Source organism: Pseudomonas sp. MS19, from assembly GCF_013277615.1.
Lineage (GTDB): Bacteria > Pseudomonadota > Gammaproteobacteria > Pseudomonadales > Pseudomonadaceae > Aquipseudomonas > Aquipseudomonas marincola.
The window spans coordinates 556,887-577,291 of the sequence record NZ_VBTO01000005.1; the positions used below are offsets into that span (position 1 = coordinate 556,887).

A 20,405-nucleotide genomic window follows, 5' to 3' on the forward strand; every position below is an offset into this window, starting at 1 on the left:
CATAAAGCCGTCGGTCCACTCAACTGTTATATTTTTAAAGAGAATATTCGATGATCCCAGAGAGGCATGAAATAAAAGAAGCTTTAATCAATCTTTTAGATCGAAAAGGATCTCAGTCGCCATCGACAGTATATAAAGCTCTGTCTGAGCAGCTTGGTCTGAATGCTGACGATCTTGCAAAAAAAACAAATACCAACGAAAGCTTTTTTGAGAAAGAGGTTCGCTGGGCTAAGAAAGATTTAGTAGACAGCGGTGTTATCAAAAATCCGCATCAAAGTGGTCGCGGCATTTGGGAGTTGTCGGTTAAACCTGAAGATAAGTTAACTCCTATACTTGCTCATTCCTTTGAAGAAATTGAGCTGGAACTGTCTAGAGTTACTACGACGCAGACACCTCCGATCGGACAGAAAAAACCAGAACGTGTTTCATCTTCCACGGAAATGTATGCAAGGGACGTTCGCGTAGTTGCTTATGTACTCAAAGAAGCCGAAGGGCATTGCGAGGCGTGTTTAAAATCTAGCCCATTCATCAAGGCTGATGGTGCGCCATACCTAGAGGTTCATCACTTGCGTCATTTGGCGGACGGTGGTAGTGATACAGTGCAAAATGCTATTGCTGTGTGTCCAAACTGTCATCGGGAACTTCACCACGGTAGGAACAAAATAGCTTTAAGAGATCTTGTTTATTCTAGGGTGTCTCGCATTGTCAGGGAATAAATAGTATAAAAATCTTCATCGGACAGATTTCCGCTTTAAGTTTTTTGCTAAAGTATGCACAAAAAATGACATCGGAAATTTGCTCGGTGAGTTGAGCGTTATACATCAAACTAAATCAACTCTTGCCTTGTATGAAGTCATTCATTTACTCGGATTCGCTATAACCAAAGCGCCGATGGAAAAGCTTCTGGAAAAGAGGCTTGCTCCATGACGATCAAGGGTGTCTTTGACCAGCAAGCACGGTAGGTTATCTATTGCCGAGCCGCTGATGCCTATCCCGAAGACAGTTGCGGATTTGTTTTCGCCGATGCATGAGTGAGTGCACTGCGGTGAAAACCTCCGGATCTAACCCATTGAACGCAGCCGTCTGTTGCGCAGTGTCACCAACGGCTACGCCTTTGAGCTAGCAACACATCACGCCGCTTTAAGCGCGGCGATGATCGTTTCGGTGAACGCTGGGATGTCTTTCGGGGTGCGCGAAGTAATCAACGTCCAGCCATTAGCTGGGCACTGTTTAACCTCTGTGTCGACCCAACCGGCAGCGCCGGCATTTTCCAGGTCGAGTTTGACGCTGGTGTATGAGGTGAGGGTTTTGCCGGTGACAATGCCAGCGTTAATCAGCAGCCATGGCCCGTGGCAAATCGCTGCGATTACTTTGCCGGCATCGGCAAACTCCTTGGCCAAACGCTGGGCGTTTTCATCCAGTCGCAGCGTATCCGCGTTGACTGTGCCGCCCGGAATCACCAGCGCATCGAAGTCCGAGGCTTTAAGCCCGGCCAGCGAGGTTTGTGACTCAACAGTGCGGTCTTTGTCTGTGTCATTAACGAATGTCTGGGTCGTTCCACCGTCACTTGAGGCATGAGTGACCAAGGCTCCCTGCGCCTTGAGTGACTCCAGCGGTTTAACCAACTCATCGCGTTCGATCCCCGTATTCGAGGTGATGAACAATACTTTCTTGCCTGCTAGTAGATTACTCATGGCGGTCATTTAGTCCTCTGATCAAGATAAAAAAAAGGAAAGCATGCAGCTTATGATTCATCTGACGTCTGAAGATGTGAGGGCAGGGCGGATCAGAAAGTTCATCCGGATTTCCTCCGAGCAGGGCAGCGCAGAGTGACGTTCGGGGTATGGAGAGTCCTATATTCAAGCCTGCAACAGTGAGCCGTTATAGCTCGTTAACCGGCAAGTCTGGGGCGATTGCTAGCATGTTGAACTCAGTTTCGCACAGGCTGGCGTGGATTCTGCATTACAGGGAAATTCGCCGGATTTTTGTCGCCGGTATTGGAGATTTCAAATGCGTAGCCTGATTTCACTGCTGGCCTTGCTGGCGCTTTCGATGACGAGCGGATGCATGAAGGTCAGTGACTTGGCAGATGGCGCCGAGTACCAATTGCGTGACGTTGGCGTGCTGGATCACGCACAAACGCAGCGCGCCAATTCGCGGCGGATACAGCAAGACTCTTTCATTTACATCGCGCAAGGCTATTTCAAGCCGCGCGGCGAGGCTAACCCCACCGCCAATGTGGTTGCCGAAGAGGCGTTTAAAGGTTTCATCGAATACTTCCCGCTGGTGCGCAAGTCCCGCACCCCGCTTGGGCTTGAGCAGGCGATGAGCCAGGCGCGGGCGGATGGTGCGCATTACTTGCTGTATTGCCGTTTCGCTACGGCTGACGACCGAATCGGTACGGTTGAGGAGTGGGAAGATCAGGAGGCGCTTGATCGCTTGGGGCCAGACAGCGGGGTGATCCAGTTGATGGTGATCGAAACCAGTACCCGCTATCTGGTCGATACCGCGCGCATTCGCTTGCGCGGCGGTTTGCTGACAACCTACGACACGAAACCCGAGGATTTGATTGGCCCGCCGCTGGAACAGTATGCACGCAGCTTGATAGGCTTGAGCGACTAGACTGCTCTGAGAAATAGGCTGGCGATTAATTTTGTTGCCTCTTCTCAGCTATTTTTACAGCTCGACTGAATGGACCGGAGGTCAAGATGACAGATACAGCCAATGTCAGTGATTTGCTTGCGCAGATCCCCAGCAGCGCAAAAGGACTGCCGCCGGTGCATCTGTGGAATCCTGATTTCTGCGGCGATATCGACATGCGCATCGCGCGCGACGGCACCTGGTTTTATATGGGCACGCCGATTGGACGCAAGCCGATGGTTAAGCTGTTTTCGACGATTATCCGTCGCGATGGCGATGATTACTTCCTGATTACACCGGTCGAAAAGGTCGGCATCAGCGTTGATGATGCGCCTTTCGTGGCAACATTGCTGACGGTGGAAGGCGAAGGTGAGACGCAGGTTTTGCGCTTTACCAATAACGTTGAAGATCAGTTCATCGCCGATAAAGAGCACCCGATTCGGGTGACGTTCGATGAGCAAACCCAGGAGCCTGCGCCTTATGTGCTGGTGCGCAGCAACCTCGAAGCGCTGATTCATCGCAACGTGTTTTATCAGTTGGTTGAGTTAGCCGTAGAGCGCGTGATTGAGGGCAAAGCTTGGCTGGGTGTCTGGAGCAGTGGTGAGTTTTTCCCGATAGCGCCGCAGCCAGAATAAATCGCCGGTTATTAATCGCTAAAAAAACAAAAGGCTCCCGAGGGAGCCTTTTGTTTGTGTGCAGCCAAATTACATGTTCGGGTAATTCGGGCCGCCTGCGCCTTCTGGGGCAACCCAGGTGATGTTCTGTGCAGGGTCCTTGATGTCACAGGTCTTACAGTGAACACAGTTCTGGGCGTTGATCTGGAACTTCTGCTCACCGCTTTCCTGGGTGACGATCTCGTACACACCAGCCGGGCAATAACGCTGCGCAGGCTCGTCATACATAGGCAGGTTTTTGTCCAGCGGGATGCTCGCGTCAGCCAGTTTCAGGTGGCAAGGCTGCTCTTCTTCGTGGTTGGTGCTCGACAGGAACACCGACGACAGCTTGTCGAAGCTGAGCTTGCCGTCCGGCTTCGGATAGCTGATTTTTTTCGACTCTGCGGCCGGCTTCAAGCAGGCGTAATCCGGCTTGGTGTCGTGCAGGGTGAATGGAATCTTGCCGCCAAAAATGTTCTGGTCGATGAAGTTGAACGCACCGCCGCCCAGAGCGCCGAACTTGTGCATGGCCGGGCCGAAGTTACGGCTGCGGAACAGCTCGTCGTACAGCCAGCTGGCTTTGAAGCCATCTACGTAGCTGGTCAGTTCGTCGCCACCTTCGCCGCCTGCCAGCAGCGCATCGGCTACGGCTTCGGCTGCGAGCATGCCGGACTTCATGGCCGTGTGGCTGCCTTTGATTTTGGCGAAGTTGAGGGTGCCGAGGTCGCAACCGATCAGCGCGCCGCCTTTGAAGACCATTTTCGGCAGCGAGTTCAAACCGCCTTTGCAGATGGCACGTGCGCCGTAAGCAACGCGCTTGCCGCCTTCCAGATACTGAGCAATCACCGGGTGATGCTTGTAACGCTGGAATTCATCGAACGGTGACAGGTAAGGGTTGCTGTAGGACAGATCAACGATCAGGCCAACGACTACCTGGTTGTTTTCCAGGTGATAGAGGAACGAGCCGCCCATGTTTTCGTCATCCAGCGGCCAGCCGGCAGTGTGAACCACCAGACCTTGCTCATGCTTGGATGGATCGACGTCCCAGATTTCCTTGATGCCGATGCCGTAATGCTGAGCATCAGCTTCGGAGTCGAGGTTGTACTTTTTGATCAGTTGCTTGCCGATGTGGCCACGGCAGCCTTCAGCGAACAGGGTGTACTTGGCGCGCAGTTCGATACCGGGCGTGAACACGCCTTCTTTCGGATTGCCTTCGCGGTCTACGCCGAGATCACCGGTCAAAATGCCGGTAACTGCGCCGTTTTCGTCGATAAGTGCTTCCTGAGCAGCAAAGCCTGGATAGACCTCAACACCTAGATTCTCGGCTTGCTGAGCCAGCCAGCGGCACAGGTTGCCCAGTGAAATAATGTAGTTGCCTTCGTTGTGCATGGTTTTAGGCACAAAGAAGTCTGGAATCTTGCTGGCGCTTTCCGCGTTCTTCAGCATGTAGATGTCGTCGCGCTTCACCGGCGTGTTCAGCGGTGCTTCGAGTTCTTTCCAGTTAGGGAACAACTCGTTCAGTGCGCGTGGCTCAAATACAGCGCCCGATAAAATATGTGCGCCGACTTCGGAGCCTTTTTCGACCACGCAGACGCTCAATTCTTTACCCGCGTCAGCAGCTTTCTGCTTCAGGCGGCAGGCGGCGGACAAGCCAGCAGGGCCAGCTCCGACGATGACGACGTCGAACTCCATAAATTCGCGTTCCACAGGCTATCTCCTAGTCAGGCTCTTACTTGATATTTTATTGGAAAGGCAGGTTCAGTCCGTGAACAGTGCGCGCGCATTATATCGTCAGGCGCGCTTGGGTCCAATACAAACGTTTGTTTGAATTTTCTGTAGGACTGGTAGAATCTTACTACATCACGGATGACTGGGCAGTTCGCTGTATTGACCCATCGGGTCTGTGCGGTCAAGATACGGTCGGTTTTACATTCGTCGTCAGGGGCGCAGGTTAGTACTGCCGATCTGCACACATGCCCATCAGGTGTCGGCGATAATCCTATTCACAAGAGAGTAACGAGGAATCCATGAAGGTTCTTGTAGCTGTCAAACGAGTGGTTGACTACAACGTCAAGGTTCGTGTCAAAGCGGACAACAGCGGCGTTGATCTTGCCAACGTCAAGATGTCGATGAACCCTTTCTGCGAAATCGCTGTTGAAGAAGCAGTTCGCCTGAAAGAAAAAGGCGTTGCGAGCGAAATCGTCGTCGTTGCCATCGGCCCAACTGCTGCGCAGGAACAACTGCGTACCGCACTGGCTCTGGGTGCTGATCGCGCGATTCTGGTTGAGTCCGGCGACGAACTGAATTCTCTGGCTGTGGCCAAACTGCTGAAAGCGGTTGTTGAGAAAGAGCAGCCACAGCTGGTTATCCTGGGTAAGCAGGCGATCGACAGCGACAACAATCAGACTGGCCAAATGCTGGGCGCTCTGACTGGTTTCGCTCAAGGCACCTTCGCCTCCAAGGTTGAAGTAGCTGGCGACAAAGTAAACGTAACCCGTGAAATCGATGGCGGCCTGCAGACTGTTGCACTGAACCTGCCAGCTATCGTGACCACCGACCTGCGCCTCAATGAGCCGCGTTACGCGTCGCTGCCGAACATCATGAAAGCCAAGAAGAAGCCGCTTGAAGTGGTAACTCCTGACGCACTCGGTGTCTCCACTGCTTCCAGCGTCAAGACCCTGAAAGTCGAAGCGCCTGCTGCACGCAGCGCGGGTATCAAGGTCAAGTCGGTTGCTGAACTGGTCGAGAAACTGAAGAACGAAGCGAAGGTAATCTAAATGGCTATCTTAGTAGTTGCAGAACACACGAACGCTGCTCTGGCTCCTGCCACGCTGAACACCGTTGCTGCTGCGCAGGCAATTGGTGGCGATATCCACGTTCTGGTTGCAGGTGCTGCTTGCGGCGCTGCTGCTGAAGCGGCTGGCAAAATCGCTGGCGTTAGCAAGGTACTGGTTGCTGATAACGCAGCCTTTGCTCATCAGCTGCCAGAAAACGTTGCTCCGCTGATCGCAGAACTGGGTGCTGGCTACAGCCACATCCTGGCTGCTGCAACCAGCAACGGTAAGAACATCCTGCCGCGCGTTGCCGCTCAGCTGGACGTTGATCAGATCTCCGAGATCGTTGCCGTTGAAAGCGCAGACACCTTCAAGCGCCCAATCTATGCCGGTAACGCTATCGCGACCGTGCAGTCTTCGGCTGCCGTGAAAGTGATCACTGTGCGTGCTACCGGTTTCGATCCGGTTGCTGCTGAAGGCGGTTCCGCTGCTGTTGAAGCTGTTTCTGCCGGTGCAGACGCAGGCACTTCGGCATTCGTTGGCGAAGAGCTGGCGAAGTCTGATCGTCCTGAGCTGACCGCTGCCAAAATCGTCGTATCTGGCGGTCGTGGCATGCAGAACGGTGACAACTTCAAGCACCTGTACGCACTGGCCGACAAGCTGGGCGCTGCTGTTGGCGCTTCGCGCGCTGCAGTTGACGCAGGTTTCGTACCGAACGACATGCAGGTCGGTCAGACCGGTAAGATCGTTGCACCGCAGTTGTACATCGCCGTGGGTATCTCGGGTGCCATTCAGCACCTGGCTGGTATGAAAGACTCGAAAGTCATTGTTGCGATCAACAAGGACGAAGAGGCGCCGATCTTCCAGGTTGCAGACTACGGTCTGGTTGCTGACCTGTTTGAAGCGGTACCAGAGCTGGAAAAACTGGTTTAACTTCCAGCCTTTTCAGGCAACAAAAAACCCGCCTTGTGCGGGTTTTTTGTTGCCTGCGATTTGCTCAGCCTTTGCCGTTGGCGGTGAGAAATTGCTGGTATTGCTGGGCTGTCTCGTCCGGGCATTCAAGCATGGGCACATGGCCGCAGTTGTTGATCACGGCGGTGCTGGGCTTTGCCAGTAACGGCTGCATGACCGCCATGCTGGAAATGTCGAGTATCTGATCCTGATCACCCCAGAGCAGCAAGGTAGGCACCTGGATCTTGCCAAGCTCGGGTTCGAGGGCAATGTAGCGGGTTTGCAGTTGCTCGAAGATTTTGCTGTTGCGCGGATAACTGGCGATTGCCCGATCCGCCAGATAGTTCTTCAGGCGCTCAGGCATGGGCGGCACGTTGACGAACACCAGGTCGAGCATCTGCTTGAAGTCGCTGCGGCTTTGAATCAGCAGAGGGTTGGACTGGCCGCTTTTCAGGCGCTTGAACAGCACACTGTCGACCGGCGCCGTGATCCCGGCGTTATCGAACAATGCCAGGCTTTTGACCCGCTGCGGATAGCGTGCGGCATAGAGTGCGCTGATGTGGCCGCCCATCGAGTTGCCAACCAGATTGACTGGCGGCAGGTTCAGGGCGTCGGTAAAGGCCAGTAAACGTTCGGCTTGAGTGCCAACATCAAAGCTCAGCTGCGGCTTACTGCTGTCACCAAAGCCGGACAGGTCGAGGGCGATTACGTGGTATTTGCCGGTGAAGTGGCCGACGAATTTCAACCAGTTGCTCTTATCGCCGCCAAAACCATGCACCAGAAGCAAGGTTTCAGCGCCCGCAGGCCCGCCTTCGTAGTAATGAATGCTAAGATCGGCGACCTCGATTTGCCGGCTCGAAACACCGGCTACGCGTTCACCGATCCACTGCACACTCCACAGCATTGTGGCGGGGAATGCGTAGAGAACACCGGCCGTTGCGGCGACCAAAAGGAGGAGGGCGGCCACTAGTTTTTTCATTGCGAATCCTTGTCGCTGGGTTTTTTAGCGGCTCATACGCTAGCATGAAGCCATCTTTGCGATCTGTTAAAAATCCTGACACTGTTCTGCAAGTAGGCGAAAAATTGCGATTAGGGACGTTATTAAGTGTTTTCCCCAGTGCAATGCCTTTAGCCTAGCAACACCTCGCGCAGCACAAGCGGTGTGTGGCGCGCAGGCTTAAACGGCCTCATTTGCTTGCCAGTCTCCTGACCCAAGGTTGAATTTTTTAATGCTTTATCGATTGCTCGCAAGACCCCTCGTCGCGTTGATCTGTGTGTTGAGCATGCCGGCGGCCATGGCCGAGATGGCGTGCGAGCGCATGGTTGCAACGGGCCAGCCGGATTATCCGCCGTTTCTCTGGCGCGACCCGCAAAACCCCAAGCGCTTGATTGGCGCGCAAGCCGATCTCCTTGCGCATCTGGGCAAGGAGCTGGGCATCCGCATTGATGTGGTTTACAGCAGCTCCAAAGCCAAGGCTGAGTCCGAGGTGAGCAGTGGCCGGGTTGATCTGTTGGCGGGCGCGAGCATAACCCCGCAGGATCTTGAACATCTGGATATCGTCTATCCGGCTTTGTTCCAGCAAGCGGACGTGGTGTGGGTGCGCAACATCCTGAGTTTTCCCTATATCGAATGGGCTGATTTGCGCGAGCGCCGTGGCGCCAGTGTTGGCATGGATTTCAGCCCGGCGTTCAAAGCCTACGCCAGCGAAAATCTGTCGCTTGAGCAGGGCGCCAACCTGGCCCAGCTGTTCGACAAGCTCATGGCCGGTGAGTTGGATTACGTAGTGGCTGAGCGCGAGCCGGGCCAGTTGCTGGCGAACAGCAAAGGTTTGGCCAAGGATTTGCTGGCACTGTCGCCACCGATTGAAAGCACTGGCCTGCATTTGGCTATTTCGCACAACTCGGCGTGCAACACGCCATGGCTGCGCGGACAGCTGGCCAAAAAAATGACAGAATTGGCAGCAACCGAGCTTCCGCAAGCCTGGCTTGAACAGAACTACATCCTTTGGCAGCAGCATGTGTTGCAAGCCGCCAGCACCACGGATAGCCCTTCGAATCAGTAGGAACCCTTTGTGATCAATAAACTGTCATGCAGCGCCGTGCTGCTATTGGCGATGGCCGGCTGTGCCAGCGACCCGCAACCGACCGAGCAGTTGCAGTTGACCGCGCAGAGCATTGCGCAAGCGAAAGCTGTCGGCGCCACAACCGACATAGAATCGCTCAAGCAAGCCGAAGCCAAGTTACAGCGCGCCGATCAGGCTGTCGCGCAGCAGCAATTCAAAGAGGCGCGCATGCTCGCTGAACAGGCTGAACTGGATGCCCGCGAAGCCGAGGCCGACTATCTGGTGGGCCAGAGTGAGGTACGTCTGCAAGAGTTGAACAAGCAGATCAATCGCCTGCGTACGCAGTTGAGGGCGCAGCAATGAACGATTTGCAGGGAATGTGTGCGGCCGTAATCGTTGCTGCGTTGAGTGGTTGTGCGGCCTCGCAGGACGCCGCCCAGCAATTGCAGAATGCGCAGGCGAGGTTTGAAGGTATTCGCGACAACACCGAGGTGTTGCGCAGCGCACCCAAAGACGTAATTCGCTCGGGCGAGACGTTGGTCCGTGCCGAACGTTTTTCCAGTTATCTGGGCAGCAGCGAAGATGTAATGCATTACGCCTACCTGAGCCAGCGCTACAGCGACATCGCCAAGCAGAAGAGCCTGCTCACCGCCAATAACGAACGTGCCGCCAAGCTCGAATTGGAGCGCCAGCGCCTGCAACTGACCTTGCGCGAGGCCAAGCTGCTGACGCTGCAGGAGCAAAACGGCTTGCTCGGTGAGCAGATGGTCAATCTGGTCACCACCGACACCGAGCGCGGCCTGGTCATTACCATCGGCGATGTGTTGTTTGATGCCGGCCATGCGGACCTCAAGGCCTCTGCCAATCGCACCGTGCTCAAACTTGTGCAGTTCCTCCAATTGCACCCGCTGCGGGTTGTGCGTATCGAAGGCTATACCGACAGCAGCGGCGACACCCAGCAAAACATCGAATTGTCGCAGGCGCGCGCGCAGACCGTGGCGGATGCGTTGGTTGACCTTGGTATCGACAGCAAGCGTATTTCCGTACAAGGCCTCGGAGAGAGCTTCCCGGTGGCAGAAAACGCATCGGCCAAAGGCCGGGCGCAAAACCGTCGCGTCGAAGTGGTCTTCTCCGACGAACAAGGCCGCATGGGCGCCGCACGATAAGCCCGCTGGAGGATGGAATCCGCATCGCGGCTTCCATCATGACGGTGGGGCTGAGTTGCGCGGCTTGGCTTTGGGTTTTTTGCAATGCGGGATTTGCGTTGGTCTGTGGATCGGGCGATTGCATCGCCTTGACGGATTGCGGTGCGGTGCACGCTATCCATCCTCCGGTTTTTCGGCGTTCCGCTTTTAGGTTCCGGTTTGAATGTGGAGGATGGAATCCGCGTCGCGGCTTCCGTCATGGCGGCGGGACTGTGTTGCGCGGATGGCTTTGGGCTTTGAGCGGTTCGGGATTTTGCGTTGGTCTGTTGATGGGCGATTGCATCGCCTTGACGGATTGCGCTGCTGCGCACGCTATCCATCCTCCGGTTTTTCGGTGTTCCGGTTTTGGTTCCGGTTTGAATGCGGAGGATGGAATCCGCATCGCGGCTTCCGTCATGACGGCGGGGATGTGTTGCGCGGTTTGGCTTTGGGTTTTGCGGTGCGGGATTTTGCGTTGGTCTGTTGATTGGGCGATTGCATCGCCTTGACGGATTGCGGTGCTGCGCACGCTATCCATCCTCCCATCCTCCCATCCTCCGGTTTTCCGGTTTTCCGGTTGTCCGGATTTGGGTTTCGGTTTGAACGTGGAGGATGGAATCCGCGTCGCGGCTTCCGTCATGACGGTGGGACTGTGTTGCGCGCATTGGCTTTGGGTTTTTGCGGTGCTGGGATTTGCGTTGGTCTGTTGATTGGGCGATTGCATCGCCTTGACGGATTGCGGTGCGGTGCACGCTATCCATCCTCCGCGCACCTATCATCAACCGTGTGTTATTCGCCCTCCGGAACAGTTGCGCCATAGGCAAACTAAACCGTAACAGTCCCTTGAATTTGCCACTGTATCGTCCACAATTATTGAAGCTGTACCGGTGCAATTTCAGTGTGACCGGTTACTGTAACGGTTCAGTTCGGTGAGAAGTGGCCATGACCAATCTTTTGCTCTATCAACGTATTGCCCAACAGCTGGCAGAGGACATCCGTCGCGGGGTGTATCAGCCGGGTGAGCGGGTGCCGTCGGTGCGCAAGATGAGTTCGCAGCTCAATGTCAGCCACGCAACTGTACTGCAGGCCTACGCCAATCTTGAGGATCAGGGGCTGATCCGTGCGCGGCCGCAATCCGGCTTCTATGTGCACCAAACCCCGGCTCTGACTGCGCAAACACCTGATCTGGCGCGGGTCGAGCGGCCCAGCCTGGTTACCCGCAGCAGCATTATCAATCAGGTGCTCACCGAGTCGCGCCGCGAAGGTGTTTTCCCGCTGGGGGCGGCTGTGCCCCATGTTGATTACTTACCGGCGCGGGCGCTGCATCAGCAGTTGTCCAAGGTTACTCGTTTCCAAAGTGCCCGCGCTTTTAGCTACATGTTCAGCCCGGGCTTTGAGCCGTTGCGCCGTCAGGTTGCGATCCGCATGCGTGATGCGGGCGTGGTTGTTGGCCCGGCTGAGGTGGTTATCACTCATGGCTGCGTCGATGCACTGCAAATGTCGCTGCGCGTGCTGACCAAACCCGGCGACCTGATCGCCACTGAGTCGCCGACCTATTACGGCCTGCTGCAATTGGCGGACTTACTGGGACTCAAGGTAATCGAGATCCCCAGTGATCCAACCACCGGCATCAGCCTTGAAGCGCTGCAACTGGCAGCCAGCCAGTGGTCGATCAAGGCTTTGGTTCTGACTGCGCGCCTGAGCAATCCTCTTGGCGGAACCATTCCCGAAGACCGCCAGAAGCAATTGCTGCGCATGGCCGAGAATTTCGACATTCAGATTGTTGAAGACGATATCTACGGCGAGTTGATGTTTGAGCAAGGGCCGAGCAAGGCGCTTAAAGCCAGCGATAAAGAGGGGCGCGTAGTGTATTGCTCAAGCTTCTCGAAAACCCTGTCGCCCGGTGTGCGGATCGGCTGGATCATTGCGGGCAAGTATCAGGAAGAAATTCAGCGATTGCAGACATTCAGCACGCACTCGGCTTGCAGCGTGACGCAAATGGCGGTGGCCGCCTACTTGGAAAATGGTGGTTATGACCGCCATCTGCGCTACATCCGTCAGGAATACCGCAAGAATCTCAGCGTGTTCCAGTTGGCGGTGCAGCGCTATTTCCCGGAAGGCACGCAAATGACCCGGCCCAATGGCGGCTTCATTTTGTGGGTGAGTTTGCCGGCACGGGTGAACACCAAAGACCTTCACGTCAGCGCGTTGCAGCAGGGCATCAGCATCGCACCGGGACTAATTTTCAGTAATACCGAGCAGTTTAATCACTGCGTTCGGCTGAACTGCGGCATCCCGTTAACCCGCGAAACAGAGCGGGCGCTGATGACGCTGGGCATGTTGGCCAATCAACTTTGCCAGGAAGTCAGCCCGGGCTATTAACCCGGATCAGCATCGGGCTTCGTCTACCTTGGCATCGAGACTGATCGCCAAGGAGATGCGCCATGATGATTGCCTGCCACGCATTGCCGCCAGTCTGATTACCGATTGCGCATACCATCAGTCACAGTCGGCGCATTCGCCCAACAGCTAAAAGGCGGTAAGTTCACCGGCGCGTTCGATATGGCTGCCACTGCGCGATTGGCGTGCATGAGCAAGGTCCGCGATGGACTGGGGTTGCGCGCAGAGTTTGTGCAACGGGTCGAGCTGGCGCACAGTCTGCAAGCCTCGACTCAGGCAACTATTTCACCAACAGCAAGGATTGATTGAGTGACGCAACCTGGCGATGCCCAAATTGACGACAGCGAACTGTTGCGCCGTTATCGTCAGGGCGATGAGGACGCTTTCGGCCAACTGTACCAGCGCCATCGCCTCGGGCTTTTGCGATTTTTGCATGGCCTGTGCAATGACCCGGTTGTGGCTGAAGAGGTGTTTCAGGAAACCTGGTTGAGCCTGATCCGCAGCCAGTCGTTGCAGCGCGAAACGGTGCAGTTTAAAACCTGGCTGTACCAGATCGGCCGCAACCGGCTGATCGACTATTGGCGCAAACACGGCACGCGTGCGAGTCGCGAAGATCAGTACGATGATCAGCTGCACGCGCAACCGGCCGGCGAGGCGACGCCGGAACAGCAATTGAGCCTGAGTCAGGACCGGCAGCGTCTGGACGCCGCACTGGCGGATTTGCCGCTGGATCAACGCGAAGTGTTTTTATTGCGCACGCACGCTGACCTTGAGTTGCACGAAATTGCAGACATCACCCAAACACCAGCCGAAACAGTTAAGAGTCGCCTGCGTTACGCATTGCAAAAGTTACGTCGGCTGCTGGCCGATCCGGCAACTGAAGAGGTCAACGTATGAGTAAGCAACCCAACCCGCTGGATGCCAGTGAGCAGCAACTGATCGAGCACTACCGAACCCATCATGATCTGCAACCATCGGCTGTCACCGATGCCAGCATTATGCAGGCGGCGAGTGCGGCGGCGAGTGCGGCGGCCAGAGCGGCGAAAAAGCCGGCGGCGAGTTCATCGGCATTGTCACGTTTGCATGCCTGGCTGTTTGCCGGTGAGCGCGGGGGGCGTTGGCCTGTGGCGCTGGCCAGCGTAATGGTGATCGGCGTCGCCGTGGGCCTGGTGTTCAATACAGTCGAGCCAGAGCCAACGGTCTACGATAGCCCGGCCGCCCGGCAGTACGCGGCGCCAGCGATGCACGAACAACAGGCCAGCAAGAAAGTACTGGAGCGCAGTCAGGCTCAGCAGAGTCCGCAGCTCAGCGCCCCATCTGCCAAACCTGAAATGGAAGCCGCAGCGCCAGCGCCGATGGCTCCAGCTTCGGTCGCCTCCATGGCGTCGAGCGCCGCCGATAAGACAATGGCCGAGAGCGTCGAGGGAAAAACAAACAGGGCAGACAATCTGCAGCTTGCAGTTGATGAGCAGACGCGTGCGCAGTTGCTCGAAATTCTCGACTTGCGCAAGGCGGGTGACACTGCTGAGGCCAATGCGCGTATTCAACGCTTGCAGCAGCGTTTACCCGCGCTGGATGTTGAGCAACAGCTGACGCGGCTCGCCAAGGAGCGCTAAAGCCGGCGCCTGCGACAAAATCCAGCTTGTCAGTTAGCGGGCAGTACGCGAGCATAGTGCTATTGAATGACATCCTCGCAGCAGCAATGCTGGGCGAGGGTGCAGGTTATCTCTTCTTCAGATCGACTATGACTACGCAGCGTTTGCTCCTTTTGGCACTTTTGGCCCCCTTACTCGTTGCCTGCGAGCAAGATTCAGCGCCGAAAAAGGTGGTGAAACCGGTCGCGACTGTTCCAGCCGAAAAGCCGCCAGAGCAAACTGTAGTCGTGCAACCGCCGGTGCCTGAAGAGGCAGAGCTGGTGCCCGAGGCGCTGCCAGACCCAGCAGGTGCCATCGAGCCTGAAGTCAGCGAGCCACTGGAACCAGTCGAGGCTGCGGATTCCCCCGAGATCACTTACCAGCCGCCCGTCAAACCCAAGCCGAAAGCGCCGATCAAGCCCAAAGAGCCGGAAAAGCCCAAGCTCGACCTGAGTTTACCTAAAGACCTGCTCAAGGAGCTCAATGAGGCCGCTGTCGATGAGCCGACCGCAGACCCACTGCTGCCACCGTTGTTCGTGCCCGAAGACGATCAACCGAGCAAATATCAGCTAAGCGGCAAGCTGCACACCAACGATGATGACGATGAGTATTTGCACTCGATCGACGGCGCTGAACTGCAAATCGAGATCAAGCAGTAACGCCTTAAGCGTCGCTCTCGCAGAGTTTGTGCTGTGGTTTGCAATTAATTGTGCACACTTTGCTTTGCGTTTTTTCTGTCTTTTCGCGCTTAAATGTCTGATTTGACTGGTAAGTCACGCGAGGTGTATCTCGCGCTGACTCTACTAAGGTTGGGCTCTCAATATTTATTGTATACAAGTGGAAAAAATCGACGCATATTATTGCCAGCGTCGTGAATACAATAAAAAGCGAGAGACTCCCTATGACTACATCTGTAGATAGCAGTACTTCAGCGCCACGCCCGGAAGATGAGAACCTAGGAGCCCCGGCCAATATGGCCTACGGCCTGCAACACGTACTCACCATGTACGGCGGCATCGTTGCCGTACCGCTGATTGTCGGTCAGGCCGCCGGCTTGTCTCCCAGTGATATCGGCCTGCTGATTGCCGCCTCACTGTTCGCCGGTGGTCTGGCGACCATGCTGCAAACCCTCGGGCTGCCATTCTTCGGTTGCCAGTTACCGCTGGTACAGGGCGTTTCATTCGCCGGTGTCGCGACCATGGTTGCGATTGTCACCACAGGGGGGAGTGGCGGCATCCAGGCGATCTTTGGCGCAGTCATAGCCGCCTCGCTGATTGGCTTATTGATAACCCCGGTTTTCTCCCGAATAACCCGGTTCTTCCCGCCGCTGGTCACCGGAATCGTGATTACCACCATTGGCCTGACGCTGATGCCGGTCGCGGCGCGCTGGGCAATGGGCGGCAACAGCCGTGCGGAAGACTTCGGCAGCATGGGCAACATCGGCCTCGCAGCCATCACCCTGGTTATCGTGCTGCTGCTGAGCAAAATCGGCAGCGCAACAATTTCGCGTCTGTCGATTCTGCTGGCCATGGTCATCGGCACATTAATCGCCATGGCGCTGGGCATGGCGGACTTCTCGAAAGTCGCTGAAGGCTCGATAGTCGCCTTCCCGACGCCGTTCCACTTCGGCATGCCAACCTTTCATATCGCAGCGATCATCTCGATGTGCATCGTGATCATGGTGACGCTGGTTGAAACCTCCGCCGACATCCTCGCCGTCGGTGAAATTATCGGCACCAAGGTTGACTCCAAACGCCTCGGCAATGGCCTGCGCGCCGACATGCTGTCGAGCATGCTCGCGCCTGTCTTCGGTTCATTCACCCAGAGCGCATTTGCGCAGAACGTGGGTCTGGTTGCTGTTACCGGCGTTAAGAGTCGCTTCGTGGTTGCTACCGGCGGTTTGATTCTGGTTACTCTGGGCCTGCTGCCGATCATGGGCCGCATTATCGCCGCTGTGCCGACTTCGGTGCTGGGCGGGGCGGGGATCGTGCTGTTTGGTACTGTGGCGGCGAGCGGTATCCGCACGTTGTCCAAGGTTGATTACCGCAACAACATGAACCTGATCATAGTTGCCACCTCAATCGGCTTCGGCATGATCCCGATTGCTGCGCCGACTTTCTATCACGCGTTCCCAGACTGGTTCGCCACCATCTTCCATTCGGGTATCAGCTCGTCGGCCATCATGGCGATCATCCTCAATCTGGCGTTCAACCACTTCACCACCGGTAACTCCGATCAGCAGTCGGTGTTTGTTGCGGGTACTGAACGTTCGCTGCGTTTCACCGACATTGCCTGCCTTAACGACGGCGATCACTTCGTAGATGGCAAGCTGTACGACTGTGAAGGTAACGAGGTGCCGGTGATTGCCGAAGACGATCACGGCGCTGCGACACCACCCGCGCAAGCCAAGGCTCCGGCAGCCGTGCGAACAGACCATGCCTGAGTGACTGGCCTGGGCTAGAAATGAAAAGGGCGGCTCCAGAACAACTGGGCCGCCCTTTTAAATTGCAGCAGGCTTAGCGCTGAGTCACCCAGTAATCGTGCAGGGCAATCGCGGCCGGCTTGATTGCTGCCAGCTGCTGGTTATGCTGATCTGCATCGAAATTGGCTGGCAACTCGAAATTGTCTTCTTCGGCGCACTGGGCAATCAGTTCAAGTTGTGCGGCCTGTTGCGCCGGCAATTCAGGCCAGTTGCTGACGCTGATTCCGCGCAGGTAACCGAAGCACCATTCTTCAGCCAGCGTTACGCTCTGGCCATGATCGTCGGTGGTCTCGAAGCGCGGTTCGAACGCCTGCACATCAGTACCCAGTTGTGCGGCCAGAGTGTTGAGGTGACGTACGCTGAGGTCGATGAATTGCTTGGCTTCGTCCGGGCTTTGCCAGTCCGGATTCTCTCCGCCCCAGATAGCCGGGAACCACTCGGCAATATCCACCTGAACCGGGCCAGACGCGAGTGCGGTCAGGTAGCCATCGAGTTCGGAGACGTTGAGTACGGAGTTGTCGTCGCCGTATTTCAGCAGTGCATCTTCGAGGAACTCGTAATCGTTGGCAGCCAGAGGTGCATTTTGCATAGCAATGATCCTTAACTTATCGGGCGGCGAAAAAACTGCGCGCCGCTAAAGAGCCAAGGATGGCGCTTGCTCGGAATTTTAGCCAGCGCTGCAGGTTGGATAGGGCAAATATATCTGCCTGCAGTGCCGGCTTTTGGCTCAACTGAAATCAGTCGACAAACAAATCAGGGATCAGGTCGCCGCCTTCGGGATCAAAGCGATAGTGCTCGAATTCGGTCTGGCCGTTCTCGCGCAAAATCTCTTCGTCGATCAGCAGGCGGCCGCTGATGCTGCGTTGCTTGCTGTTAAGAATGGCGTAGGCGGCGTCGGCCATGATCAGCGGCGAGCGGGCACGTTTGAAGGCGTCACGGCTGCCCAGTTCAAACTCAATGGCGGCGGTGGCGATCATGGTTTTCGGCCACAGCGAGTTGACGCTGATGGCGTACTTCTTGAACTCGGCGCTCATGCCCAATGTGAGCATGCTCATGCCATATTTGGTCACGGTGTAGGGGCCGTGTTGGGCAAACCATTTTTCGTCGAGATTCAGCGGTGGCGAGAGGTTGATGATGTGCCCGTTACTGCTTTTTTTCAGGTACGGCAACGCGGCTTGGCTGCAAACCATTACGGCCCGGGTGTTGATCTGATACATCAGGTCGAAGCGTTTAGCCGGCAGGTGTTCGACGCCCATCAGCTTGATTGCGCCGGCATTGTTGATCAGCGCATCGATGCCGCCAAAGTGCTCAGCGGCTTTGGCCATGGCCACTGCCACCGCATTTTCATCGCGCACATCGAGTTGCAAGGCCAGAGCCTGGCCACCGGCTGCGATCACTTCCTCGGCAACACTGTGGATGGTACCCGGGAGTTTGGCGTGGGCTTCGGCGCTCTTGGCTGCAATCACGATATTGGCGCCATCGCGGGCCGCACGCAGGGCAATTTCGCGGCCGATACCGCGGCTGGCGCCGGTGATGAACAGGGTCTTGTTATTCAGTGACATAGCGGCGTTCCGTTCGGTAGATGAAGTGATGTGTTTCAGCCGGTAACGGCCTCGGCGTCTGCATGTTCGGGCTCGATCTCAATCAGCACCTGGCGATTGCGTACCTGATCCCCTTGGCGCACCTGAACGCTGCTGATGATTCCGTCGACGCTGGCTTTGAGCGGGTGTTCCATTTTCATCGCTTCCAGCACCAACAGCAGTTGGCCCTTGCTGACGCGACTGCCCATCTCAACCTGCACATCGACGATCGCGCCATCCATTGGCGCCTTGACGGTGCCGGTGGTGGCGCTGGCCGCTGCGGTGACTTGGGCGTGGGTGACGTCGGTGAAATGCAGGTTGCCACTGTGCCCGTAAAGCCACAGGCTGCCGCCCTGCAGATGAAAGGCAACACGTTTGCGCACGCCGTCGATCACAACTGTGGCGCGCCCCTGATGCAGTTCCAGCAACTGGATTTCCAGCTGTTGGTCATTGACGGTGACAGCCAACTGCGCCTGATTGCCGGCTTGCTTAACGGCCACTTGCAAGGCCACGCTTTGCTCCAGCACTTGCAGTTTCAGTTGCAGCGGTGAGCTTGCAACATTGCGCCAGCCAGACAAACCATTAGCGCCGCCGGGTTGCTGTGCGCCTGCTTGAAACAACAACGCGCCAGCCAGCGCGATTTCAGCATTACCTGGCGCTGCAGGGCTCAGGCTTGGGTCCTGTTGAAAATGCTCGGCAATAAATGCGGTGGTGGCATTGCCTGCTGCAAACTCAGGATGCTTGAGTAGATTGGCAAGGAACCGCTGATTGGCATTAACGCCAAGCAACACGCATTGCTCTACTGCGCGCACCAACTTGCGCCGCGCCTCTTCACGGGTTGCGCCGTAAGCGATGATTTTCGCCAGCATGGGATCGTAGAACGCCGAGATTTGCTGGCCTTCGCGCAGGCCGTGATCGATGCGGATACCGTCGAGCAGCTCCGGCGACCACTGCAATACCGCGCCGGTTTGCGGCATGAAGTTATGCGTAGAGTCCTCGGCGTACAGGCGCACTTCCATGGCATGACCGTTGAGCTGGATCTGCTCTTGTTGCAGCGGCAATGCCTGACCTTCGGCGACCATGATCTGCCATGCCACCAGATCCTGCCCGGTAATCAGCTCGGTGACCGGATGCTCAACCTGCAAACGGGTGTTCATCTCCAGAAAGTAGAATTCGCCACTGCTGCTGTCGAGCAGGAACTCGACCGTGCCAGCGCCGACGTAATCCACCCAGCCAGCGGCTTTGATGGCGGCTGCGCCCATGGCGTTGCGCAGCGTTTCGGTCATGACCGGGCAGGGCGCTTCTTCGACCACCTTTTGGTGGCGGCGCTGCACCGAGCAGTCACGCTCACCGAGGTACACCAGATTACCGTGCTGATCGCCAAACACCTGCACCTCGACATGGCGCGGGCGAATCACGGCTTTCTCCAGAATCAGCTCATCGCTGCCAAACGCATTCAGCGCCTCGGAACGGGCCGTGCGCAGCTGCTCGCCGAGCTGCGCCGCAGATTCCACGAGGCGCATGCCACGTCCGCCGCCACCGGCGCTGGCCTTGATCATCAGCGGATAACCAATTGCCTCGGCCTCGCGCGCCAGCGTGGCATCATCCTGCGCGGCACCCTCGTAGCCGGGGATGCATGGCACACCGGCTTCGAGCATGGCGATTTTCGACAAGCGTTTGCTGCCCATCAGGTGAATCGACTCGACGCTCGGGCCGATGAACACAATGTCCGCAGCCTTGCAGGCCTCGGCAAATGCCGCGTTTTCCGAGAGAAAGCCATAGCCCGGATGAATGGCATCGGCGCCGGTTTGTTGGGCAGCACTGATGATCGCGTCGATTTTCAGGTACGACTGACTGACCTGCGCGGGGCCGATACAAACCGCTTCATCGGCCAGCTCAACGTGGCGTGAGTCGGCATCGCTGCTGCTGTAGACCGCGACCGTGCGATAGCCTAATGCCTGAGCGGTATGGATGACCCGGCAGGCGATTTCGCCACGGTTGGCGATGAGAATTTTATTGAAAGCGGGCATGCGTGCGGCTCCTG

General features: G+C 56.4%; 21 protein-coding genes. 14 read left to right on the forward strand and 7 right to left on the reverse strand.

Translation table 11 applies throughout. The features are described 5' to 3' along the window. The first annotated feature begins 50 nt into the window (after positions 1 to 50). Positions 51 to 716 carry an HNH endonuclease signature motif containing protein gene (locus tag FEZ62_RS04970; protein ID WP_172927008.1) on the forward strand — a complete coding sequence of 222 codons (666 nt, stop codon included), beginning with the start codon at positions 51 to 53 and terminating at the stop codon, positions 714 to 716. A 414-nt stretch (positions 717 to 1,130) separates the two neighbouring features. On the opposite strand, the gene FEZ62_RS04975 is transcribed toward FEZ62_RS04970, so the two are convergent. Beyond that, a complete protein-coding gene (locus tag FEZ62_RS04975; protein ID WP_172927009.1) occupies positions 1,131 to 1,694 on the reverse strand; it encodes a type 1 glutamine amidotransferase domain-containing protein in 564 nt (187 codons plus the stop codon). Between the two features lie 316 nt (positions 1,695 to 2,010). Between FEZ62_RS04975 and FEZ62_RS04980 the strand changes: the two genes are divergently transcribed. Both FEZ62_RS04980 and FEZ62_RS04985 read left to right on the forward strand, forming a co-directional pair. Further along, positions 2,011 to 2,622 carry a DUF4823 domain-containing protein gene (locus FEZ62_RS04980; RefSeq protein WP_069902201.1) on the forward strand — a complete coding sequence of 204 codons (612 nt, stop codon included), beginning with the start codon at positions 2,011 to 2,013 and terminating at the stop codon, positions 2,620 to 2,622. 86 nt (positions 2,623 to 2,708) lie between these two features. Beyond that, on the forward strand, positions 2,709 to 3,275 hold the full coding sequence (locus FEZ62_RS04985; RefSeq protein ID WP_172927010.1) for a DUF1285 domain-containing protein: 567 nt from the start codon (positions 2,709 to 2,711) through the stop codon (positions 3,273 to 3,275). A 69-nt stretch (positions 3,276 to 3,344) separates the two neighbouring features. On the opposite strand, the gene FEZ62_RS04990 is transcribed toward FEZ62_RS04985, so the two are convergent. Further along, complete coding sequence (locus FEZ62_RS04990) at positions 3,345 to 5,000, reverse strand: 4Fe-4S dicluster domain-containing protein (protein ID WP_172927011.1); 1,656 nt, start codon at positions 4,998 to 5,000, stop codon at positions 3,345 to 3,347. 320 nt (positions 5,001 to 5,320) lie between these two features. Here FEZ62_RS04990 and FEZ62_RS04995 point away from each other — a divergent pair, with 320 nt between their 5' ends. Together FEZ62_RS04995 and FEZ62_RS05000 are read left to right on the forward strand one after the other, a co-directional pair. Further along, positions 5,321 to 6,070, forward strand: coding sequence for an electron transfer flavoprotein subunit beta/FixA family protein (locus FEZ62_RS04995; RefSeq protein WP_172927012.1), 750 nt, complete (start codon positions 5,321 to 5,323; stop codon positions 6,068 to 6,070). Beyond that, positions 6,071 to 7,000 carry an FAD-binding protein gene (locus FEZ62_RS05000; RefSeq protein ID WP_069902205.1) on the forward strand — a complete coding sequence of 310 codons (930 nt, stop codon included), beginning with the start codon at positions 6,071 to 6,073 and terminating at the stop codon, positions 6,998 to 7,000. Between the two features lie 64 nt (positions 7,001 to 7,064). On the opposite strand, the gene FEZ62_RS05005 is transcribed toward FEZ62_RS05000, so the two are convergent. After that, positions 7,065 to 7,997, reverse strand: coding sequence for an alpha/beta fold hydrolase (locus tag FEZ62_RS05005; protein WP_172927013.1), 933 nt, complete (start codon positions 7,995 to 7,997; stop codon positions 7,065 to 7,067). Positions 7,998 to 8,247: 250 nt separating this feature from the next. Here FEZ62_RS05005 and FEZ62_RS05010 point away from each other — a divergent pair, with 250 nt between their 5' ends. From FEZ62_RS05010 to FEZ62_RS05020, 3 genes are read left to right on the forward strand one after another with little or no spacing between them, the layout of a single operon-like run. Further along, positions 8,248 to 9,081 carry a transporter substrate-binding domain-containing protein gene (locus FEZ62_RS05010; RefSeq protein ID WP_069902207.1) on the forward strand — a complete coding sequence of 278 codons (834 nt, stop codon included), beginning with the start codon at positions 8,248 to 8,250 and terminating at the stop codon, positions 9,079 to 9,081. Positions 9,082 to 9,132: 51 nt separating this feature from the next. Continuing rightward, positions 9,133 to 9,444, forward strand: a complete 312-nt coding sequence (locus tag FEZ62_RS05015) for a DUF4398 domain-containing protein (protein ID WP_090511766.1) — start codon at positions 9,133 to 9,135, stop codon at positions 9,442 to 9,444. After that, entirely contained in the window at positions 9,441 to 10,247 is an 807-nt protein-coding gene (locus tag FEZ62_RS05020; RefSeq protein ID WP_172927014.1) for an OmpA family protein, read from the forward strand. The genes FEZ62_RS05015 and FEZ62_RS05020 overlap by 4 nt, the downstream gene beginning before the upstream one ends. A gap of 235 nt (positions 10,248 to 10,482) precedes the next feature. Here FEZ62_RS05020 and FEZ62_RS05025 read toward each other — a convergent pair whose 3' ends face one another. Beyond that, positions 10,483 to 10,803 (reverse strand): hypothetical protein, encoded by a 321-nt coding sequence (locus FEZ62_RS05025; protein ID WP_172927015.1) that lies wholly within the window; start codon positions 10,801 to 10,803, stop codon positions 10,483 to 10,485. A gap of 404 nt (positions 10,804 to 11,207) precedes the next feature. Here FEZ62_RS05025 and FEZ62_RS05030 point away from each other — a divergent pair, with 404 nt between their 5' ends. The 6 genes from FEZ62_RS05030 to FEZ62_RS05055 all read left to right on the forward strand — a co-directional run bounded on the left by FEZ62_RS05030 (position 11,208) and on the right by FEZ62_RS05055 (position 16,742). Further along, positions 11,208 to 12,647 (forward strand): PLP-dependent aminotransferase family protein, encoded by a 1,440-nt coding sequence (locus FEZ62_RS05030; RefSeq protein ID WP_069899877.1) that lies wholly within the window; start codon positions 11,208 to 11,210, stop codon positions 12,645 to 12,647. A gap of 105 nt (positions 12,648 to 12,752) precedes the next feature. Beyond that, positions 12,753 to 12,974 (forward strand): YfbK domain-containing protein, encoded by a 222-nt coding sequence (locus tag FEZ62_RS05035; protein ID WP_242454882.1) that lies wholly within the window; start codon positions 12,753 to 12,755, stop codon positions 12,972 to 12,974. Next, a complete protein-coding gene (locus tag FEZ62_RS05040; protein WP_172927017.1) occupies positions 12,975 to 13,562 on the forward strand; it encodes an RNA polymerase sigma factor in 588 nt (195 codons plus the stop codon). It begins immediately after the preceding gene. Beyond that, entirely contained in the window at positions 13,559 to 14,281 is a 723-nt protein-coding gene (locus FEZ62_RS05045; protein ID WP_172927018.1) for a hypothetical protein, read from the forward strand. Before FEZ62_RS05040 ends, FEZ62_RS05045 begins: the two co-directional genes overlap by 4 nt. Before the next feature lie 212 nt (positions 14,282 to 14,493). After that, positions 14,494 to 14,958, forward strand: a complete 465-nt coding sequence (locus tag FEZ62_RS05050; RefSeq protein ID WP_172927019.1) for a hypothetical protein — start codon at positions 14,494 to 14,496, stop codon at positions 14,956 to 14,958. Between the two features lie 242 nt (positions 14,959 to 15,200). Continuing rightward, positions 15,201 to 16,742 carry a nucleobase:cation symporter-2 family protein gene (locus FEZ62_RS05055; protein WP_090511207.1) on the forward strand — a complete coding sequence of 514 codons (1,542 nt, stop codon included), beginning with the start codon at positions 15,201 to 15,203 and terminating at the stop codon, positions 16,740 to 16,742. Between the two features lie 73 nt (positions 16,743 to 16,815). Here the strand turns inward: FEZ62_RS05055 and FEZ62_RS05060 are convergent, their stop codons facing one another. From FEZ62_RS05060 to FEZ62_RS05070, 3 genes are all read right to left on the reverse strand, one after another. After that, positions 16,816 to 17,370 (reverse strand): UPF0149 family protein, encoded by a 555-nt coding sequence (locus tag FEZ62_RS05060; RefSeq protein WP_172927020.1) that lies wholly within the window; start codon positions 17,368 to 17,370, stop codon positions 16,816 to 16,818. Between the two features lie 148 nt (positions 17,371 to 17,518). Next, complete coding sequence (locus FEZ62_RS05065) at positions 17,519 to 18,343, reverse strand: NAD(P)-dependent oxidoreductase (RefSeq protein WP_172927021.1); 825 nt, start codon at positions 18,341 to 18,343, stop codon at positions 17,519 to 17,521. A 35-nt stretch (positions 18,344 to 18,378) separates the two neighbouring features. Beyond that, the gene (locus FEZ62_RS05070; RefSeq protein ID WP_172927022.1) at positions 18,379 to 20,391 is read right to left on the reverse strand and encodes an acetyl/propionyl/methylcrotonyl-CoA carboxylase subunit alpha; all 2,013 of its coding nucleotides are present in this window, start codon (positions 20,389 to 20,391) and stop codon (positions 18,379 to 18,381) included. Positions 20,392 to 20,405 lie beyond the last annotated feature (14 nt).

Bases quoted from the DNA above. Each gene is read 5' to 3' on its own strand.
- FEZ62_RS04970 (WP_172927008.1), top strand. From the start codon at position 51: ATGATCCCAGAGAGGCATGAAATAAAAGAAGCTTTAATCAATCTTTTA.
- FEZ62_RS04975 (WP_172927009.1), bottom strand. From the start codon at position 1,694: ATGAGTAATCTACTAGCAGGCAAGAAAGTATTGTTCATCACCTCGAAT.
- FEZ62_RS04980 (WP_069902201.1), top strand. From the start codon at position 2,011: ATGCGTAGCCTGATTTCACTGCTGGCCTTGCTGGCGCTTTCGATGACG.
- FEZ62_RS04985 (WP_172927010.1), top strand. From the start codon at position 2,709: ATGACAGATACAGCCAATGTCAGTGATTTGCTTGCGCAGATCCCCAGC.
- FEZ62_RS04995 (WP_172927012.1), top strand. From the start codon at position 5,321: ATGAAGGTTCTTGTAGCTGTCAAACGAGTGGTTGACTACAACGTCAAG.
- FEZ62_RS05000 (WP_069902205.1), top strand. From the start codon at position 6,071: ATGGCTATCTTAGTAGTTGCAGAACACACGAACGCTGCTCTGGCTCCT.
- FEZ62_RS05005 (WP_172927013.1), bottom strand. From the start codon at position 7,997: ATGAAAAAACTAGTGGCCGCCCTCCTCCTTTTGGTCGCCGCAACGGCC.
- FEZ62_RS05010 (WP_069902207.1), top strand. From the start codon at position 8,248: ATGCTTTATCGATTGCTCGCAAGACCCCTCGTCGCGTTGATCTGTGTG.
- FEZ62_RS05015 (WP_090511766.1), top strand. From the start codon at position 9,133: ATGGCCGGCTGTGCCAGCGACCCGCAACCGACCGAGCAGTTGCAGTTG.
- FEZ62_RS05020 (WP_172927014.1), top strand. From the start codon at position 9,441: ATGAACGATTTGCAGGGAATGTGTGCGGCCGTAATCGTTGCTGCGTTG.
- FEZ62_RS05025 (WP_172927015.1), bottom strand. From the start codon at position 10,803: ATGGATAGCGTGCGCAGCACCGCAATCCGTCAAGGCGATGCAATCGCC.
- FEZ62_RS05030 (WP_069899877.1), top strand. From the start codon at position 11,208: ATGACCAATCTTTTGCTCTATCAACGTATTGCCCAACAGCTGGCAGAG.
- FEZ62_RS05045 (WP_172927018.1), top strand. From the start codon at position 13,559: ATGAGTAAGCAACCCAACCCGCTGGATGCCAGTGAGCAGCAACTGATC.
- FEZ62_RS05055 (WP_090511207.1), top strand. From the start codon at position 15,201: ATGACTACATCTGTAGATAGCAGTACTTCAGCGCCACGCCCGGAAGAT.
- FEZ62_RS05060 (WP_172927020.1), bottom strand. From the start codon at position 17,370: ATGCAAAATGCACCTCTGGCTGCCAACGATTACGAGTTCCTCGAAGAT.
- FEZ62_RS05065 (WP_172927021.1), bottom strand. From the start codon at position 18,343: ATGTCACTGAATAACAAGACCCTGTTCATCACCGGCGCCAGCCGCGGT.
- FEZ62_RS05070 (WP_172927022.1), bottom strand. From the start codon at position 20,391: ATGCCCGCTTTCAATAAAATTCTCATCGCCAACCGTGGCGAAATCGCC.